Consider the following 20,923-nt stretch of genomic DNA (forward strand, 5'->3'; position numbering starts at 1 on the left):
CATAGAGCTTCCTACAACCCAGCCGAGGATGGCCCTTACGAAGCTCCCTTGCGCCTTCCAGAACACTATTCCTAACCCGGAGTTGTTCCTGGTGGGCACGCACTTGCTTATAATGCCCCTGTTTGCTTATACCTACCATCTCATATAAAGATTGCATCTTATACCGATGAGCCGACCCATGACAACGAAACCATTCTAAGACAGCCCTTTGTTCTTTTTTTCAATATCCTCCCCCATCCGATCTGAGACCACCTCCATCAACTTCTCTAAATAATCAATGCGCATTTGCTTTTGACCCAAAGTACGTTCCAGTTCCTCGATACGGCCTTGTAATTCCTTATGTTTCTTACCTATACTCTTATTTTCCACAATAACACGAGTTTGTTTTTGGTAAATATCCGAATATTTATACAACCACTTATATACCGACGTATGACTTACTCTATAGAGCTTACATACTTCTGATACTTTTAAGTGACCCTTCTCGATTTGACCAACTAAATCTAGTTTTAATCCCAAGTCGAAGACTCGGCGTAATCCATGTTCTTCCATAGTTAATAATCTCGCGAAATAGGGCAACCTATTTCAGGCGTAGTCAGTTGCAGGTTCCAAGTTGCAAGTTCCAGGTTATAAAGTTGCAGGTTGCAGGCAAAAAACAAAGCGAGGTGGCTGAGTGTTCCGAACTATGTTCGGGATGTATCGAAGCCCCGGTAGAGCAATGTCATTTAGTTAGTGTTATAATTGACTAAAAAAGAAGTAAGTTTAGAAAAACAAAAAAGCTCCTCCCTTCATCCCGATGATTATCGGGAGAAGGGAGGTACCCGAGCGAAGCAACGGGGGGAGGGTTTGAAATCCCGGGTCGTAGGATAAGCGCAAATGTTTGAGTATATACGCCAAAGTCCGGGCTGGTCAAAATTTGACCGCCCCGATAATTGCATCGCCCAAAGGGAGCACTCTAAATAAAGAAAACAGAGGGAATGAAAAAGAGGACGTGCGTTTTTTCCTTACCCCAACCCTAAAGGGAGGGAAAAAACGGAGAGTGCCCTTCGGCTTTAGTTCGTGCCCGTCACAGGCGGGTATCCTGAGTTTATCGAAGGGCTCAGGGACCTAAGTTTGTAACTGTAACCCGGGACTTCGATACATCCCGGCGGAGCCGGGACACTCAGCCACCTCGCTTTGTTCTTCATGAAACCTGGAACTGGAACCTGCAACAAAGAAATAATCCCTCCAACTCCAAACTCCAAAACTCCAAAACTCCAAAACTCCGAGCTCCGAGCTCCCATCTCCCAAAAAGGCTTCTCCTTACCAAAAGTATAAAAATCCCTTACTACATTCCCCCGGTTCCCTCTTAATTTTACTGCAAGCTTCCGGGAAATAAAGTAGGCCCGGACAGGAAGAATAAAAGATTAAAGTAATTTTTCAAATCAAACGCGATGTAAGTAAACAAGGCGCAGGTGGGGATGGTCCTGTTCTTCTATAATCTAGGGGTAGATTTAGGTGGGTGCTGCTGCCTGAGGTAACAGCATTCGGGCCGCTCCTCCTTTCGCCTTGCCTTACAGCTTTTACAAAACAATGAAATAAACAACCTAAACACCCATATTCCTAAAGCAAATATTAACTTTTTCATGGTTAATCTTAGCTTCCCCTGCGCAATCCTCCGGGACAAAGGCAGAACGGCCCCATCTCCATCTTCTTGCAGATTGCCCGTTAGGTTATTATTCAATCCCGTAATAACCACCACGGCCGTTCCGCCTCCTTCCGGGGTGCTTGTTAGTTGGGGAGTTGGGAGCTGGAAGCTGGAAGCTTGGAGTTGGGGGTTGGGCTTCGATATACTTCCGCCTTTGGGCGAAACTCAGTGCCTTCGCTTATAGCTCAAAACCGGAACCCGAGGCTTCGATACATTCCGGCGGAGCCGGAACACTCAGCCGCCTCGCTTTGTTCTTGGAACCTGTAACTTGAACCCTGAACCCTCCAGTCCATCCGTGGCCAAACAATAACATACGGGTTTTACATACCAAGAATACGCCCCCTCCGTACCCTATTCTTTTTCATACCTATTAATTTTATTTCCATAAACCGACATCCTGCATTTCCCGGATGGAAAAGGGCTGATATATTGGATTTTTACTATCTATAGAAGAAGCCCCGGGGCCACCAGGCCGAACAACGGAATAAACCAAAATAAACAAACAACCATGTCTAATCTAAAAACCATTTTATTATGAAAGCTAAAAAATTTTTAGTAGGAAGTCTCATATTGGTATTTGCCGTTGGCAGTGCCATAGCTTCTTCCTTTCAACCTGAACGAGTCCATGTCAGGGGCAAAATAGCCCAACCGAACACGTGGGCCTGTGTGCCAACCAATGTATTTTGTGATGAACAAGGCTCATTCGAATGTGTAGTAAGAATACCTGTAAGTGGTGTAAATACAAATGTTTTGGGTTATAAAGGGCCAGGATTTGTAAGCCCGAAAACATCCTGCATTATTCCGCTTCGACGCCCCATCCCTGGAATACTAAATGCAACTCCTGCAATTACTATTCTGGAGGTAAAACCCACAGACCTTCGTTAATGTTGTATTACTATTCCTTGTTAAGAAAAAAGCCTATAGCCAGGCTAAACATCCGGATAAACCAAAATAAGCAAACAACCATATCCAATCTTAAAACCTTTTTATTATGAAAACCAAAAAATTCTTAGTAAGAGGCCTTATACTGGTATTTGCCATCGGCAGTGCCGTGGCCTCAGCTTTTGCTCCTGAACTACCTCATGTTAGGGGTAAAATAGGTATAAATCCGGACGTGTGGGCCTGTGTACCAATCGATAATGCCTACTATTGTAGTGATCAAGGTAGATTTGAATGTATGGTAATGATACCTGTAAATGGTATGAATATAAATGTTTTAGCTTATAAGGGACCAGCATTTATTAGTCCAGAAACGGCATGTGTCATTCCTCTTCGGCAATATACCCATGGAGCAGTCGCGAGCACTCCAATGGTTACTATTCTGGAGATATGGTATCCAGACCTTCGTTAAGGTATTACTATTCGTTCAACATATGTAAAAAGAACAGCTTATAGAGCCAAAAAGTGATGAAAAATATCCAAGATATAGCGGGGTGGTGTAATCCCTACCAAAAGTATCCAAAACCCCTACCCGCTTCCTGTTTTAAGCCTGTAATTTTATCCTTGTAAAACTAACATATTTGCGCCCTAACGAAAAAGACATCATGTAAAACGATAAAGGCCTGAAAAAAATATAACAATCTGCAAAGCTACCCGATATGAAACCCACAATCTCTTTAGCCCGAAAAAAAACAGCAGCCTTCCTGCAACCTGCTGCAATTCCATTAACACTTTTATACCTCCGCCATTAAAAGCTCATCGGACGACAATAAGCTCCGTATCATGGTTTTATATCCATCTTTTGGTTAGCGAAGTTTGACAGGTTCGAAAAAAAGCAACCATATTCAGGCATGCCCAAATATACAACCTGTAACATGTAACTATAAACCCGAAAACTCCAAAACTCCGGTACTAAAAAACTATAAAAATGAAACGTATAATCTTAGCCATACCTCGTTTTTTTGTAAAAAAAAGGACTATTGTTGTTGAAATTATCTGCTATTTATTTATGTTCCTGTTTTTATATGCAGCTCTTAATAAGTTGATAGACTACCAGAAGTTTCATGTGGAATTGTCCAAATCAACTTTATTAGCAAAAATTGCGGGGGGGATTGCCTGGGGAATACCCTTGGCAGAGATCCTGGTAGCGGTACTGCTCTTTATCCCCCGTTTTCGCCTTACGGGGCTCTATGCTTCCTTTTGCCTGATGTTTGCCTTTACAGGCTATATTATTATTGTGCTGAACTTCAGCCCCCATGTCCCCTGTTCCTGCGGTGGGATCCTCAATAATATGGGCTGGACGGAGCACCTTATTTTTAACATAGGCTTTACCCTGCTTGCCATACTGGGCATATTCCTGTATACCGATCGTAAAGAACCCTACGGAAAATATGTTATGGCTTAAAATTTCCAAGAAAAAACTGTTAATCCCATATATCCCCGAATCATGAAAAACAACGCAAAAAAACGCCTGATCCTTCTACTGCTCAGCACTTTGTGTATAGTACTGGCACTCGTAAGCCTGTATGCCCTTTCCCCCTTAAGTAACCGGGAAATTTACCGGGGTAGCTTTTCCAGGGACTTTATAGCTGAAAAAACGCTAACCCCACAGAATGTACTGGACCTGGGGGTAAATTCCTATTATATTTCCGGGCTCACGGAGGACGAGGCATTTCTCAGCAATTACACCAACCCTATACACCTGGTGCGGATGAACCGGCAGTTAAAAGATACCCAACATATAAGGTTGTATCTGGAAGAACTGGACAGTGTTGTATCGCCAAAAATGTTTCGAACCGAGGTGGAACCGCCATATTTCTATATGACCCATGGGGTACACCCTGCGCTGATGAGAGGAAAGGTTGACGAATGGCGTGCAAGGCATTTTCTATCCGAACTGGCCTTCTATACCGATGCCGTGTCCATAGACTCTTCCGCTTTTGCCATACGTTATTTTAGCAAAAGCCAGGAATCTTATGCACTGGCCCTGTTACAGGAAAAGGAACCGCAGTTCAAGCCTAATACGGACATTCTCCAAAAGCAGGTAGACGGAATGTTCTCTTTGGATGGCATGCTACACTATAATAAGGAATTGCAAAAGATTGTCTACCTCTATAGCTACCGCAACCAGTTTGTGATCATGGACAAGGGACTGAATCTACTTCATAGACATAATACACTGGACACCATAAGTATAGCCCGGGTAAAAGTAGACAAAATCGACTCAGATAATTCTTATAACCTTACCTCCCAACCGGCAGTAACCCAAAGAATGAGTGCCGTATCCGGGAATCATCTTTTTATACAGTCTGCATTGTTGGCGAGGAACGAGAATAAAGAAGATTTTAAAAACCACATAGTTATAGATGTCTATGATCTCAATAGCGGCAACTATAAATACAGTTTTTACCTGCCGAGATACAAAAACAAAGACATTAGCGGTTTTAGGGTTATAGGAAACCAATTGCTCGCCATACACGACCAATACCTGATAGTATATCGGCTTCCTCAAATATCTCTATCCGACTCTTCTATGGCAGAAGTAGAATAGTCCGAGAATTTACAAGAGAGCAGGTGAAATATTATTATATGGCACATCACTAGAAACTAAAAAAAATAACAATACTCTCTTTACCGGTAAAAGAGTCCAGGACCAAGCCGAACACCTGGATAAACCAAAGTAGGCAAATCATGTTTAATCTTAAAACCATTTATTATGAAAATCAAAAAGTTTTTATTGGGAGGCTTTGTACTAGTATTTGCTATTGGCAGTGCTATAGCCTCAGCATTTGTTCCTGAAATAGCTCATGTTAGAGGCAAGACAAGCGTAAACCCTGACGTGTGGTCGTGTGTCCCAACTAATGTATCTTGCGATACAGAGGGGCAATTCCCCTGTGTGGTTAGAATCCCCGTAAGTGGAGTAAATACAAATGTTTTAGGATATCAGGGACCAGGATTTGTTAGTCCAGAATCATCCTGTAGCCCTTCCCTTAAGCTACCTACCCAGACAGTGTTAACCGCAATACCTCAAGTTACTATACTAGAAGTACGTCCCACAGATCGTCGTTAAGGGTATACGTATTGTATTCTAATACGTTATAGGAACATTATTGATATCCATTGAACATGCGAAAAATCCATGTTCAATAAAAAGTAATATAGTCCTATTTTTTAGAAAGGACCGCCTTAAGTACAAGGTGGTCCTTTCTTTTAATTTTCACACTTCTACTCAAAATTTTTCTCGAAGTTAAAAGACCATTTTTATCAATTACAACTAGTCTAAACAAACTCTTGTCTATTTTGAATAGCAATATTCATTTTTAATTTCATTTGTGAAAATTTACGACTTATTCCTTTATGTGAACAAAGATTAACGACAACATAAAAGCAAAATCGATATATCATTCAAGTACTGTTTGGTTATTAGCCTTATCTATATCAGCCATAAGTCCTGACGGATCTATAACTACTGTCTTTATTCTGCTTTTCGCTCTGTTGATAATAAAATCATAGGTTGGATAAGCCCAGGCCCAATCGGGAAGTACCGTTCTTTCCAGGTTAGGGTATGGATTTTCTTTTACTCCCCTCATCATACGCAACGGAATGTAAAAACTTTCACGGGAACCGTCTTTGTATGTTACCATTACGTCTACAGGCATAAACATAAGTCCGATACGCTCCAGGGTTACTTTGGTTTTGTTTCTTTCTTCAGTGACTTCTTTTATACCGTAATCGATAGTATTCGTGGTTTTTGTCCAGTCCGTAAGGTACCAGTCAAGATGAAACCCGGATACTTTTTCAGCAACCCGCTTAAAATCGTTGGGAGTGGGGTGTTTAAATTTAAAGTCTTCATAATACTTGCGTAAAGCCTTCATCAGATTATCCTGCCCGATGATATATCCCAATTGGACCAGGAATACCGCTCCTTTTCCATATACTGAAAAAGTATATGAATTATGTGTTATATAGCGATCGGCATGAGTAGTTAGCGGCTGCTCCTGGCCTCCCACCAGGGCATAATATAAACCATAAGCCACTTTAAAGGGATTAGCTTCATTTTTTTCCATCACCTCGTTGATAGCCATGTCCGTAATGAAATTAGTAAATCCCTCATCCATCCAGGGGTATTTAGATTCATTAGTAGCCAGCACATGCTGGAACCAGGCATGTGCCAATTCGTGAGCGGTTACTTCCACCAGGCTTTCAAAATTCCCTTGACCGGCAATTAATGTACACATGGCATATTCCATGCCTCCGTCTCCTCCCTGTATCACCGAGTACTGTTTCCATGGATAAGGCCCTATATTCCTGTTATAATAATCCAGAAACCTGGCTGTTTCGGGCTGGAGTTTCTTCCAGTTTTCGATAATCTCCAGATCATTCTTATACAGAAAGTGTAGTATAGTACCGCTTGGTGTTTCCTGCACATCATGGATGTATTCCGGGTCTGCCGCCCAGGCAAAATCGTGTACGTCAGGGGCCACAAAATGCCAGGTGAGCTTCTTCCCTTTGGGACGCTTTACCTGGGTTCCTTTCTTTTCATAGCCATATCCTATTTCATCCGCATTTTGGAGGTATCCTGTGCCGCCCAATATATAGTTTTTATCCATGGTGATTTTTACATCAAAATTGCCCCATTCCCCGTAAAATTCGCCGCGGCCAAGATAGGGATCGGCATGCCAGCCCTCCATATCGTATACGGCCATCTTGGGATACCATTGTGTCATGGACAACGCCACGCCTTCCCCACTATTTCTCCCGGCCCTGTTTATCAGGAGAGGCACCTGCCCTTCAAAATCCATAACCAGCCTGGCAGCGGTTCCGGGCGCTAAAGGTTTTGCGAGACTTACTTCCAAAATGGTGCCTTTTATTTCGTAACGTATTGCTTCCCCATCCTGTGCCAAAGAATGTACTTTTATATACCCTGTTTCATCCGGTTGTAGTTCATTGATTCGTTTATCCCAAGGTGAAAGAGCCCGTAAACGATGATCCATTTCACCACCGGGTTGAAAGGCATTAAAATACAGGTGATAAAAAACCCGATCCAACACATCCGGGGAGTTATTGGTATATACCAATTCCTGTTTTCCCGTATACTGGTAGTTCTCCACATCCATGTCTATAGCCATCGTATAGTCCACATGCTGCTGCCAATAACAGGAAGTGCCAGGCTGACTTATTTGTGCTTTTATATTAAAACTGACCTGAAGGACAGCACATACCACAACAAATCTTCTCATGCAATACCTTTTATATTTCGATACGATCGCAGGCAGCGGCCATCCTTTCGTTTTATTGTCTTTTATCATAATTCTTTTGCCAATTGTATCGCTTTATAAGCATTGACAATTCCCCCGGTTTTACATAGTTCCTTCATCCTTACTTCTTCTACCTCTTGTCTCCAAGGGTTAGGAGGGGCTACGGGAAAGTCAATGGGTGTGACACTTGTTTCTATAATATGCTTCACCTGCCTGGCAGATAACTGAGGGAAATACGATCGCAGGACAGCAGCTATACCCGCCACCACGGGCGAGGCCATGCTGGTTCCGCTTAGCTGCTGATAACCACCTCCCGGTATAGTACTGTAAATTCCTTTCCCGGGTGCAAAAACATCAACCCCTTCCGAACCGTAATTGGACACATTGAGAATAAGATCATCCCGTGTTGGACCGCTTGCCCCCACGGTGATCATATTGGGAAATCGTTTGTTTTTCATTAAGTACCTGGAAGTTGGATAAAGCGGTACCGTATCAATATTCGCCCCATCATTCCCGGCACCATTGACCAGCAGCACATCTTTTTTAAGCGCATAGCGGATGGCCTTTTCCACCTCCTTCCTGTGTGGGCTATACTCCTTGCCAAAACTCATATTGATGATCCTTGCCCCGTTATCCACCGCGTAACGGATAGCCATGGCTATGTCTTTATCCAGTTCATCATCAAAAGCATTAATTATACGGATGGGTATGATCTTCACTTTATTCGCAATTCCGTTTATCCCCAATCCATTTTCCCTAACTGCTCCAATAATCCCTGCTACATGGGTTCCGTGCCCAGATACATCCATCACATTATTATTTCCGTAATATCGCTGCTTGAAATTGTTTTCGTCAGCCTCACGAAGTTGATTTCTTTGCTTTGCATCTTGGCTATAGGTATAGTAATAACAATACTCCTCAACCCCTTTACCTTGTTCCTTTGTCTTTCTTAACAATTCGAGGTTATCTTTATACCTTGTGCTGTATCGCAGTTCCCGATACAAGAGTGTTTCCATTAATAGTGCGTCATCCAGCTGTTTCAGATCCTCCGAAGTATACCTTTCCTTTCCCAATTTCTTTCGGATTTTCCGGTCTGCTTCTTCGTGTTGAGATATTGCCTTCCTTACAGCGTTTATATACATAAGTGAATCCTCTTTGACTTGTTGCTCAATCTCCTGCCATACATTATATTCTTTCCTATCCCTTTTATAAATTTCTTTTAGGAATTTTCCTTTAAACCTTAAATGCCAAAGAGCATACAGGCGTTTATATTCGAGGGAGTTGTTTTTTACATTTCCTAAAAAATTCCAGCCGCAAAAATCACCCTTATACCCGTTTCCATCTTGATCTTTTCCTTGTTCCCGTTTATTCCGCCACAATACAGGACGAAGGTCCAAATGCAAAGTATCAATGCCCGTATCAATCACTGCTATCACTATCGTATCTCCGGTTTTGCCAGGCAGCAGTTCACGATAGGCTCTTTCTATACTGATACCATACACCCCATTTTGCTCCGGATCTAGGAGATGCCAGTTTTGGGGAATGCTATCCTGACTTTTAATTTGCTGCGCGTAAATAGGACTGTAGCCTATCAAAAAAACCAAACAACAGCAGCGTATATTCTTTACCACAGTTTTATTTAAAACCCTTACCATGTCTTTTCCCCTTTTTTCATTTTTTCTCTGGTTTCTATAAAGGCTGCTTTCTGAGTATCTGGAGCAAGGGATATCGCCTCTTTTATCGATTCCATAGCTTCCGCTTTATTTCCTAACTTATATTGCAGATTGGCATAAGTATCAAGATGAGCATAGCGATTTGGATTATTCTTTTCATTTAGAACTTCACTGCTCCATTTAAGAGCCTTCTTCAGTATCTCTGGCTGATCACTTTTTTTAAACAATTCCCAAGCATGCTGGTTTTTATGTGTAACATCGATATTACCATAGGTCTCTGCATATTCTACAAAAGGTTTAGCCCAGGCTAAAGTATCCTTCACATAGGATACATAGTAATACATTGCCCCCAAATACATCAGGCTATCTGCTTCTCTTGGAGGAAACTCCTTTAGCAAGTACTGGTCGCGTACCCGGTGCCAATTTATTTTATCCTTATAAAAATCGACCTTCCCCTTATAAAGAGCCTCCTTTTGTGCGATATCCAGCCATCTACCCCGATCCGTTAAAACTTCAAACAGATCACTAATAGCACGCTTTTTAAACAGTCCTCTTCCATAGGTTCCATCTAATTCCAAATACAATCCATCCAATGAATAATAAGGCATTGCTTCGGCAATATACTTTAGTGCTTCCTCCTTTTGGCCCAATTTGGCCAGTATCCTGGATAGAGTATGCCGCTTTTCTTCAATATAACTCCCTCCCGATTCTTGCGTTTGGATTTGGTGTTCTCTTCTTAATTTTTCAAGGGCAAGTTGAGTCCAACGCAGGGCATCTTGATCATGTCCAAAATCAAACCGGATCACGTCACGGGCATAACGAGTCAAATCATCCGGGAGCCAACGTTCTCCATATTCATTCGCCAGATATGCCAAGGCTTTAATCCTATTTTCACTATCATCAAGGAAGGAAAAATAAGAAAACTTGGTTCTGACTGTCAAACTATCAATATTCATCTCCGGATATTTTTTTAAAAACCCATTTTTGATTTTTATCCAATCTGGCTCTCTATCGGCTTCAAACCAATCAAAGCGGTTATCATATACCATTTGTTCCACCGGATTCATTGGGTTAGGAGGATTATTAAATCTCTCAACCATTTCTATAATTTCCTCCTTTGAATTAGTGGTTATATTTTGCCCTGAAACCGACATACTTCCTGTCATGAACACTAAGGCACATAGACCGAATATTTTTCTCGATATTCTATTTTTCTTATGCATAATTTATTTCTGTTTTTGGGTCTTTTTGAAATTATTTTTATTGATAGGAGCTATCTTTTTCCGAAAGGCTACGAATGATATTTATTTTTTCTTCCCCTAAGTATTTAATAGCAGCTTCCCGTACAGCTTCCGGATTGATGCTCTCCAGCATTTTCAGTCGTTGATACGCCTGAGTTCTTGGCCCCGGACTCCCCCCTTCCATTTCCAGTAAATATTCCCCCATACCTAAAGGACTTTGGGATTCGAAGCTATATCCATTTTGATATTTCTCTTCCAGAGTTTTCTTATAGTTTTCAAATATTATTGTGGTCTTAAGGTTTAATCTCTGGTCTTCAATTACTTTCCTTATAATGTTTTCTATATCCTGAATAGCTCCAAGTTCAGGATTATAAACAATAAAAAATGTGAAGCAATCACCTGGGTAAAGTCTTAATGTGACTGAGGGAAATTTGTAATCCATCTTGCTCATTTGTCTAAAAAGCTCTGCATGAATTACAAGTTCCAAAATTTCCAGCTTTACAATATCTTCCGGCGTGGCAATTTCTCCTTCCCACCCCATATATATCCTAGTTTCTTCTCCGTTATACCAAGTAGTGTCAATTCCACTTTGGACGAAACAATGAGCGGTTTCCTTACTTAGCCCCAAATCCTCCTCATTTAACTCAGTTTTATCGGGGGAATTTTCCGGAAGGTTCCCCAAATACCGAAGTATTAAGGGCTTAATGAGCTCTTCGTTAAAATTCCCTGTAATGACCATGGTAAGATTTTCAGGACTGTACAACTGTTGAAAACGTTTATAGCTTCTCTTCTGGTCAATTTGAGATAATTCTTCCCCAGAAACGTTCGGCTCCACCGCACCATTCTTTTGTCCATCTTCAAACAATTTTCTTACTTTACTTAAAAAATCTTCAGAGTGATGATTACTTTTACTATCATTTGAACTCATCAACTCCTGGCTCATCCAGCTTTCAAATGCTTCTTTGCTTGTTCCCGCTTTGGAAAGATACAGGTAAATGAGCTGTAATAACTGTTCTTCTTTTCCCGCTGTTGCACTACCGGATATAGTAGTCCGGTCTGAACCTGCTCCAAAAGAAAGCCCAAGCTTATGTTGTTCCGTATAGCGTTTTACAGCAAATTTGTCAAATTCACCAGCTCCGATATATTGTACCAGGGAAGCCGATTTCAAGGTCTCCACATAATCCCTTCGCTTTTTAAAGTCTGATGCCTTTAAGCGGCTAATCCCTGTTAAGGCGATATCCGGCTGGCCCGGCTGGGGTTTTAAGCCTATTAATGGTTTTAAAATAACCGTCAGTCCGTTTTGTAATTGTAAGCGTGTGGCTCCTTTCGTTGCCATTTTGGTTTCTTTATAAGCAATACCGGTAGATAATCCGTGAATTTCTTCTTGTGTCAAGAGAACTTCTGAGGCCTTAAAATCACTTTCTTTTAGGGGAGAAATTTCCTTGTTATGCACTTCTTTCAACCACGATTTCAATTCTATATCAGAGGGTAATCCTTCAGAGCTTGCTCCTTCTGGTAAAAAAAAACCTAATACCTGGTCTGGAAAATCCATGACCGACCGGGCATACTTTTGAATGTCATTCACGTTGACATCTAATAATTGACGTTTTAAAAGGAGAGTTCTAGCCTTAGGGTCCATGACAGGAGTTCCATATATAAAGTGATTCTCTATGGCGTCTGCATATATTTGAGTACTTATACCACTTAATAACTTGTTTTCCTCTCTGAGTTGAATATCCTGTTTAAGCAATCTCAATTCGATTTCCGTAGGCCCATAACGCGCTATACGTTCCAATTCTATATATATAGTTTCCAGATTCGTTCTTAAACTCCTATGATTTTCAATTGGAATGGAAAATGTAAAATAACCTACTGCGGCACTTGGTACAGAGCTAAAAGCAAAATCGGAACTTTCATTTAATAATCCTTTATAGCGAAATGTTGAGGTTAAAAGATTAAGTCTGTTTTTTACTAAAGCTTGATAGATATTACTCAAGAGTTCATTTTTAAATTGTCCTTCAGTAGTTGCTTTACCTTCCAGTACCGGAGAGGTTTTCAAAAAGTAAAACCTAGCTTGCATTTTATCATTATTAGCATCATGAACCGATAATACCCTTTTTGTTCCGGGCAAATTCACATTAAGCCCTTTTAAATAATCTTTAAACGATTTTTGTTTTGGAGTGTTGGGCATCTTCAAATTGGAAAACAATTCCTTAATACGAGATTCCAGATGTTTTACGTCCGGGATGTCCCCCACGACGATTAGGCTCTCCATATCCGGACGATACCAGTCCCTATAATACCTCTCTAAATCTCTCACATCAAAAGTTTTAATATTATTGACTTCCAGTGAAATACGGTCCGGAACCATGTTGGTGTTAGAGTATTTTGGCGTTCCAAACATCAGATAGTACATTTTATCACGTGGAACAACGGACCACCACCCCCTTGATTCCTGCAAAACAGTTTGTCTTCCTGAAATGTTGACTTTTGTTGTATCCAAAAGGTTTTTCTGAATGAGAGAATCCCAAGCTATCGCACGTGTATGTTCTAAATACGCATCTAAAAATTCTTCACGGAAAAGTGTATTCACATAAGAAACCTTATCTGGATACGTGGCAGCTCTACCACCTACAATACTGTTTTCGTGCAGCCATTCCTTGGCGTTAATACTATCATAGCGGGAATGTTCGGTAAGTACAATCATATGTTCTATCAAATGAGCCAGGCCAACCTGCTTCTCGTCTTCCAGCCAGTATCCCATACGACCTACCAAACCGACTTGTATTTTACCTCTGTTGTTCATATCCTCCAACTTTCGAATATAGTAACGGAAACCATTTTCCAATTTTCCACTGATTAGTTCAGTATCCATGGGCAGGGGTATGTCCTGGGCCGGAGCCTGACAGCCCATAAAAAGCAAGCACCATGGTAAAACAAGAGTTAAAAATAATTTTTTCATCTGTGTATATTTATTGTAAATAAATGCCCGGAAAAGTTTTATAAAATTTTTCCCAAAGGGATACCTTAGGGGCAGCTATCAGTATTATTTTGTTAAAAAAGTCCATCACTCGCTTCCCCCGCAGTCATTGTATTCTAATTCTATTTCAGCGGTCAATAACTATCCTATTTTTAAAAATAAGGCTAAAAGGAGGAGGCAAACTCATTCTTTATTTGTGACCAGCGATCAGGACAATTGTCGGGTACGAGCTTTTAAGTGTATTTACATAACATACCCCTAAATTCCCTCTCAAGAGAGGACTTTCTTCGTCAGGCTTTTTGCTCCCAAACCGGTTTAATAACTGGGATTCTGATGTCCTCTCAAGGCCGGGTTATTATTGATTTCCTTTTGGGGAATGGGCCACAACAGATCATCTTCGGTAAATCCGGGCTTGAGTGGTGACAGAACATCTAGGGCCCTGCCTATACGCTTTAAATCCAACCAGCGATGCCCCCATTCGGTAAAAAGTTCCACTTTCCGTTCCTTCATTATGGCATTTAACAACTCAATCTGACTAATACCCGGATTGGTATCGGAAAGTAAAGGTAAACCTGCACGTCCTCTTATAACGTCCAGATCAGCTATAGCACCAGACAAATCACCATTATGGGCACGGGCTTCGGCACGAATAAGATAAACTTCCCCTAACCGAAGTACTGTAGTGTATTCTAGAGGTAATTCAAAACCTCCAAATACGTTTCTTTTATATTTATTGGGCAAAAATCTACCAGAACTATGTTGAAATATCCATTCTTCTTTCCTAATATCTCCATCTTCAAAAGAATCAAAAAAATCATTTCGCAAAGGGTTAAATAAATGCGACGTAAACATATTCCTAAAAGAATTTCCCTCCGGAGTAGACACTTCAGCTGACATACTTGATATGTGAAATTGCCACAGAGCTTCCCTATTATTTGCCCGAACAATTTCTTCCAGCCCTACCAATTCATAATGCTGGGGCTGTCCCAGTACTTCCGTAGCCATGTCCTCTGCCTTTTCCCAGTTTTCGATAAAGAGATAAGCCCTTGCCAACAAAGCCGTAGCAGCTCCTTTGTTGGGTCGGGTACGCTCCCCTGCATAATCCCAGTCCAATAACTCCCTAGCTTGCAAGAGATCGGTTTCTATCTGCGCATATACATCGGCCATTGTTGAACGTGGAATATTGGCATTTACTTGGTAATCCTTTGTCAACACCACCGGGATATCCCCGAAGAGATTGACCAGATAGAAATGGCAAAAGGCTCTTACGAAAAGTGCTTCCCCTTGTAACCTGTATACAAGCCCCTCATCCAGCCCAGAAGTATTCAGGCCTTCCCAAAGCAGATTGGCCGAATACACCGACCGATAAAGGCTCTGCCATGCCCTTTCAATCATGCTGTTATCCGCCATCAGAAGATTTTGTTCAAATTGTAGCAATTCAGTATAGAATTGAGATGGATGGGTAAGTTCGTCTGAAGACATCCCGCCCAATATATTTAATCCCCCAATATTTGTAAAAAAAGTATGTTGCGAATGAATCATCTGCGCATACATCCCCCTGGCTGTCGCTTCGGCTCCTTCAACATCGGAAAATACGGTCTGTCGATCCACAAAGTTTTCCGAAGGTGCTTCCAGTTCCAGTACAGATTCACAGCTAAAAAAAAGCCCCAAAAACATCCATGGACAAAAGAACCATCTTCTATATAAAAACAATAAATTTTTCATATCTTTATTTTATCTATTTATACTTTATAAAGTAAACTCTAAACCTGTAGTAATCATTCGCAGGGGCGGGGTTAGGTAACCGGTTTCCGGGTCGGGCACACTACCCCGGGAAAACAACAACAGGTTTTGTCCCCTTACAAACAGACGCAGTTGTTTAACACCTATTCGTTCCATCAGGGGCTGAGGAAAATGATAGGACAATCCCAAAGTCCTGAGTCGAATAAAAGATTGGTCCTCTATATCTGCATCACTATCTGTCACTTGAAAATAAGAACCAGCTAATGCCTGGATAGAGTACTTTTGAATATCTGTGATATCTCCCGGCTGTTGCCAACGCCTTAAAACCATTTCAGGTTGGTTAGACCTTGCTCCCGGCATTGCCGGAGGAAAATATCGTCCAGGCTGTCGGCTAAACTGGAAAAGCATATCGAGTTCCAACCCTTTATAGCGTAGCCGCTGGCTAAGTCCCCCCATAAAGTCCGGTTGAAAGGCATTAAACTGTCTATCATCATCATTAATAACACTGTTTCCATCCACATCCAGCAATTGATGCACCCCGGTTTCAGTATCTACCCCCAACGAAGTATACAATCGTAGTATAGAAAGGGGAGCTCCCACCTGGTATATTTTGGCATAAGGCGAATCTTCGATTCCCGGAAAGACGACTAATTTGTTACGGTTTACACTTAGGTTAAACGAAATGTTCCAGCCAAAATCTGCCTGGCGGACAGGCTCTCCCCTTAACATAAACTCCCAGCCGCTATTCTGTACCACAGCATCCGAAAAATTGTCCACGATCCCGGAAAAACCGGTTGTAAAAGGAAGAACACGAAAAATGAGTTGGTTGGAAGACCGGTTTCGGTACCAGGACGTTTCCAGCATAATACGGTTATCCAAAAAGCCAAGCTCAAGGGAAGCTTCCAGTTTGCGGGTCCTTTCCCAGTGGAAAGTCGGGTTAAATAGCTGCCTGGGCGTAAAACTCATTAAATTCTCATAATTTATATTTGAAAGCTGATATAAATCAAGATATAAATAGTCTCCTACGTTATCATTCCCCGTAATTCCGTAACTTCCACGTAGTTTACCAAAACTCAATATAGGAAATCCCTGTCTTAACCACGGCTCGTCCGAAAACACCCAAGCGCCTCCTACAGCTCCAAAGTTACCAAAGCGTTTGCCCGGCCCGAAACGGGAAGAACCGTCCCTTCTACCGGTAAGGTTAAGGATATAACGGTCCTTAAAACTATACCCCAAACGACCAAAAGTTGCCAAATAGCGATACTCTATTTTACTATCAACTGATGATGACACTAACCCTGCTCCTTGAAGGGATCCCAGAAAGGCATCTGCAGTATATTCAGAACCATTAATAGAAAGTCGTTCATCCTTATTTTGTTGATAAGTTCCTCCAATAAGTACATCAAAACGGTGTTGCCCGATTTCCAGCCAGTAATTCACCTGTGGTTCCAGAATAATCCCCCGCCGCCGGGTATATCCAAAACTTGAAGAAGGTCTTATACCTTGCCCGGTTACGGAATTGTACCTCTGATTGGGAGCTAAAGCTGCCATAGGGCTTTGCTGGTTTTCTTCACCCGCGTTCTCTGTATAACCAAGGTTCAGCTTGAATTCCAACTTTGGTAAAAGCCGGTAACCAAGATTAGCGTTCGCTATGAGGTTTCGGTTATCCGAGGTACTTATAGCTGCCAGTGCCGCCAAGGGATTGGTCCAGGTAGCTTGCCCGGTTTCCGGGTGAACCGCCCAGTTAAGTTCGCCTTTTTCATCATACAGAGGCGGCGCATTAGGGGGGAGCCAAAGAGCATTCATCAGATTACTTCCCTGTAAATCCTGTTTGTTATGACCGTAATTTACCATCATTCCCGTACTAAAGCGATTATCTGCTGAACGATGACTGATTTGAAGGTGTCCCTCCACCCTGGCAAAATAGGAATCTCCCTGGTTGATCAGGTCTTCCCTGTGGAAAGACCCGCCGAAACGGTAGGAGGTGTTCCCGCTACTCCCGGAAAAATTGGCCTGCATATCTGTAATCTGTGAAGTCCCGTTGAGGAGTTCCTTCTGCCAATCCGTATAGCGGTCCTGATCCCAAAAGGTAAGGTCCGGATAATTGAATGCTTTCAGAAAAGGAGGTTGTGTTTCCAGATCAATTCCATCATTTTCCAGGGCTTCGTGACGCATCTGCAGGTACTCTTCGGTATTGAGCAAGCCTATACGGGTAGCATTCTTTCCCAAGCCGCGATACAGGCTGAATTGAAAATCAGTCGCTTTCTGCTCCGATCCCTTTTTCGTGGTGATCAATATCACGCCATTGGCCCCCCTGGAGCCATAAATGGCGGTAGCATCGGCATCCTTAAGCACCTCTATGCTCGCTATATTTTCGGGGTTCAGGTTGGCCAGTGGATCCAGGCCGCCGCTATAAATCAAGGAATTTATCAAGTTAGAATTCACAGGTAGTCCATCAACAATATAAAGTGGAGCACCTCCGTCAGTAGCTATTCCAACAGGAGCACCAGGAACGGGTTCTCCAACTGTCGACCTTAAACTATTCTCCCCTCTAACCCTTACTTTCAGAAAAGTTCCCGGAGTTCCACTAGCAGAAACAGTTACCCCTGGTACCCTTCCTACTAAAGCTTCTAATGGGTTAGTAAAGGGAATATCCTGTATATCCTCTGAAGTAATCCTAGAAATACTCCCGGTACGTTCCCGTTCCTTGACCGTATAATAACCGGCATTGACTTCTACTTCCTGTAATGCCGTTATATCTTCCTGTAGTTGTATATTTATAATATTACGGTCATTTACCGCTTCTTCCACGGTCTTATACCCTAGAAAGGAAAAGGTCAGCACATCCGTATCCGTAACCACTATGGTATAACTCCCATCCGGGTCGGACATAGTACCCCTGCTAGTTCCTTTAACAATAATATTTACGCCTCCCAACGGCGTTTTAGCAGCCTCCCAGGTCACTGTACCGCTAACTTCGCGTTGTTGCTCTATCAACGAAGTTTCTTTAGAGGAACTATTAGGGTCTTCTTTTTTTACCGCTATAGTCCCGTTAATCTGCCTGAAGGTAAGCCCCGTAGCTTTGGTGATCTGCTCCAGGATATCCGCTACACTCCGGTTATCGGCATTAACGGTAACCTTCTGTTCGATATCTTTAAACAATTCCTGCCCGTAGAAAAAGGTAAAGTCGGTCTTGTGCTCTATTTCCGTTAAAGATGCGGCCACGGTAACCTCCTTAAGGTCTACGGAGATGTAGACCTTATGAATGCTCTGGCCGGAGCCTTTAGAGGCAAAGACCGCTGCGGAATATATCCAAATACCGAGGATAAGGCTACGTACCGTCATGCTTATACATGCTTTAACCCAATTATTTTTCATAATTTTGTCCTGTTTTAATAAAACGTTGTTTTGTTAGACTACCGCCTTCTAAGTGTATGCGCCAACAGAAACTTAGGAGGCTCTTTTTTGGTTTTGGGTGGTTTGTAGTGTAGTTATGTTTTCATATTTTTCTTTTGGGTTTAGGGTTACACCCCCCTGCCCCCCCTCAAGGGGGGGGAATTTTTTTTGGGGGGCGGACCGGGGGCATTTGGGCTTTCGGAAGGGGCCGTTATATAGTCCCTCTATTTGGGCCTTATTATCCGAAAGCACTTTAAAAAACCTGGTTCTAGCTCATAACAAACCCGCATACACATATGACTGTTATAGCCATACACGCCGTAGGAAAGTTCACAAGTATTGGAGTGAGTTATAAAAGGGGAGTGTTTATTGTGGCATAGGCTTGGTGGTATTAATGATTATTGTTTATATGGGTTTGTTAGTTTCGGGTTATAATTACAGGTTTCAGGTTTCAGGTTTCAAGTTTCAGGTTTCTGGTTTCTGGTTTCATTTTCTGGTTTCATTTTCTGGTTTGGCCAGAGCAGAGGCGGCTGAGTGTTCCGGCTCCGCCGGAATGTACCGAAGCCCCGGCTTACAAGTTATTTACTTTTACATCCCTCACCATTAATATCCACACTACCGTCGGGGTGAACTTTATACGTGATTCCGAGGGAATACTCGTAGGCTTTTAAGACGTTGAGCAGGGTTTCTTTTTTGTGTTTTCCCCATACCTGGCATTCGGCCAGTTCGGGGTTGTTGATCCGGATCTCTACGCCGTACCAGCGCTCCAAAGTCTTTACCACTTCGCCAAGCGGGGCTTCTTTAAAATACAGTACCCCGTCTTTCCAGGCGGTTATGCCTGTAACATCGATCTCTTTTTTTACCAGGCTTTTGTCTGCCGGCCTGTACACTACCTGTTCGTTGGGCACCAAAATGATCTGCGACACCTGCTCCCCGCTATTTTCCGCTTCCACACTGCTTTGTACTACTTCTACTTTCCCGGTGGCTACGGAAACCGCTATCTCTCCTTCTTCCCGGTATGCCTTTATGTTAAAGGAAGTCCCCAGTACGCGGGTGGTCAGGTTCCCGGTTTTGACCAGGAACGGCTTTTTCCCGTCGCGGGCCACTTCAAAGAAGGCCTCACCTGCCAGGGCGACTTCCCGTGTATTCCCGCTGAATTTTTCGGGGAACTTTAACGTACTGCCGGAGTTCAGCCGCACTACGGTGCCGTCTGCCAGGGTAACCGTGGCTTTTTCCCCCGTACCTACCAGTTCTTCTATTTGCCGAACGGAAGACGAATTTTCAAAGAAATTACCATAGTACAAGGCGGTTGCCGAAGCGAAGAGAACAACGATAACCGCTGCTACTTTATACCGGCCCTTCCGTTCCTTCCGGGCAGGTTCTTTCCGAAACGGGTAGACTATCTTCCCTTCTTCTTTCATCCTGTCCAGCACTTTCCGGAAGCGGGCTTCGGAGGCTTTCCATTCTTCCTCAGTATGGTCGTTTACCTCGTTCATGTCTTCTTCCCGCTCTTCCATCCATTCCCTTACATCCTGTGCCCAGCGGGGGTCTTCCATGTAAATGATCAGTTCGTCAAATTCTTCCCTGGCTATCGTGTTCTCACGATATTTTCTCATCAATATGTCCAGGCGTCGGTTGCCGTTCATCTTTCTGTTGTTTTTATATGGGGCATAACTATTACTGTTAATTTTAGTTCTATCGATATAGAAACTCCTTCTTTCCCGGGAACTTCCCGGTTTTTGCTTACCCGGAGCCGTCAAAGGTCCCGGAATAAAAAACTCTCAGACAGTTTTATATTTTCCGTTTGTATTACTAGTACACGTAAGTCTTCCGAAAGTCCCGGGTGGAAATGTAATTTTTTTTTGGGGCTTTGTTGTTGGGGGTGGTATTGTTATTGTTATGGTGGTAGTGTATGCGAGATGAGGTTTACACCCCTGTGGTCCCCTCAAGGGGACAGTTGTTCCGTTGTTCCTATAAAATAGTCGGGATATAACTCCCCCGCATCC

The 20,923-nt window shown here is 42.5% G+C and carries 13 protein-coding genes; 5 read left to right on the forward strand and 8 right to left on the reverse strand.

The annotated features are described in order from the left end of the window. Positions 1-195: 195 nt before the first annotated feature. A complete protein-coding gene (locus tag ACVBDU_RS12670) occupies positions 196-552 on the reverse strand; it encodes an IS630 transposase-related protein (protein ID WP_447180128.1) in 357 nt (118 codons plus the stop codon). Between the two features lie 1,669 nt (positions 553-2,221). On the opposite strand from ACVBDU_RS12670, the gene ACVBDU_RS12675 reads away from it, so the two are divergent. The 5 genes from ACVBDU_RS12675 to ACVBDU_RS12695 all read left to right on the forward strand — a co-directional run bounded on the left by ACVBDU_RS12675 (position 2,222) and on the right by ACVBDU_RS12695 (position 5,696). Continuing rightward, positions 2,222-2,572 carry a DUF6520 family protein gene (locus tag ACVBDU_RS12675; protein ID WP_447180129.1) on the forward strand — a complete coding sequence of 117 codons (351 nt, stop codon included), beginning with the start codon at positions 2,222-2,224 and terminating at the stop codon, positions 2,570-2,572. A gap of 106 nt (positions 2,573-2,678) precedes the next feature. Beyond that, positions 2,679-3,038, forward strand: coding sequence for a hypothetical protein (locus ACVBDU_RS12680; RefSeq protein WP_447180130.1), 360 nt, complete (start codon positions 2,679-2,681; stop codon positions 3,036-3,038). A 516-nt stretch (positions 3,039-3,554) separates the two neighbouring features. Further along, positions 3,555-4,031 carry a MauE/DoxX family redox-associated membrane protein gene (locus ACVBDU_RS12685; protein WP_447180131.1) on the forward strand — a complete coding sequence of 159 codons (477 nt, stop codon included), beginning with the start codon at positions 3,555-3,557 and terminating at the stop codon, positions 4,029-4,031. A 42-nt stretch (positions 4,032-4,073) separates the two neighbouring features. Further along, complete coding sequence (locus ACVBDU_RS12690; RefSeq protein WP_447180132.1) at positions 4,074-5,177, forward strand: hypothetical protein; 1,104 nt, start codon at positions 4,074-4,076, stop codon at positions 5,175-5,177. 165 nt (positions 5,178-5,342) lie between these two features. Then, complete coding sequence (locus ACVBDU_RS12695; RefSeq protein WP_447180133.1) at positions 5,343-5,696, forward strand: DUF6520 family protein; 354 nt, start codon at positions 5,343-5,345, stop codon at positions 5,694-5,696. Between the two features lie 331 nt (positions 5,697-6,027). On the opposite strand, the gene ACVBDU_RS12700 is transcribed toward ACVBDU_RS12695, so the two are convergent. The 7 genes from ACVBDU_RS12700 to ACVBDU_RS12730 all read right to left on the reverse strand — a co-directional run bounded on the left by ACVBDU_RS12700 (position 6,028) and on the right by ACVBDU_RS12730 (position 20,563). After that, a complete protein-coding gene (locus tag ACVBDU_RS12700) occupies positions 6,028-7,866 on the reverse strand; it encodes a M1 family metallopeptidase (RefSeq protein ID WP_447180134.1) in 1,839 nt (612 codons plus the stop codon). A 65-nt stretch (positions 7,867-7,931) separates the two neighbouring features. Then, positions 7,932-9,539, reverse strand: coding sequence for a S8 family serine peptidase (locus ACVBDU_RS12705; RefSeq protein ID WP_447180135.1), 1,608 nt, complete (start codon positions 9,537-9,539; stop codon positions 7,932-7,934). Further along, positions 9,533-10,780 carry a hypothetical protein gene (locus ACVBDU_RS12710; protein ID WP_447180136.1) on the reverse strand — a complete coding sequence of 416 codons (1,248 nt, stop codon included), beginning with the start codon at positions 10,778-10,780 and terminating at the stop codon, positions 9,533-9,535. Before ACVBDU_RS12710 ends, ACVBDU_RS12705 begins: the two co-directional genes overlap by 7 nt. A gap of 37 nt (positions 10,781-10,817) precedes the next feature. Further along, positions 10,818-13,760 (reverse strand): M16 family metallopeptidase, encoded by a 2,943-nt coding sequence (locus ACVBDU_RS12715; RefSeq protein ID WP_447180137.1) that lies wholly within the window; start codon positions 13,758-13,760, stop codon positions 10,818-10,820. Between the two features lie 333 nt (positions 13,761-14,093). After that, complete coding sequence (locus ACVBDU_RS12720; protein ID WP_447180138.1) at positions 14,094-15,503, reverse strand: RagB/SusD family nutrient uptake outer membrane protein; 1,410 nt, start codon at positions 15,501-15,503, stop codon at positions 14,094-14,096. Between the two features lie 24 nt (positions 15,504-15,527). After that, on the reverse strand, positions 15,528-18,899 hold the full coding sequence (locus tag ACVBDU_RS12725; RefSeq protein ID WP_447180139.1) for a SusC/RagA family TonB-linked outer membrane protein: 3,372 nt from the start codon (positions 18,897-18,899) through the stop codon (positions 15,528-15,530). A 596-nt stretch (positions 18,900-19,495) separates the two neighbouring features. Then, positions 19,496-20,563, reverse strand: a complete 1,068-nt coding sequence (locus ACVBDU_RS12730) for a FecR family protein (RefSeq protein WP_447180140.1) — start codon at positions 20,561-20,563, stop codon at positions 19,496-19,498. Between the last annotated feature and the right edge of the window lie 360 nt (positions 20,564-20,923).

This window comes from Sinomicrobium endophyticum, from assembly GCF_052983315.1.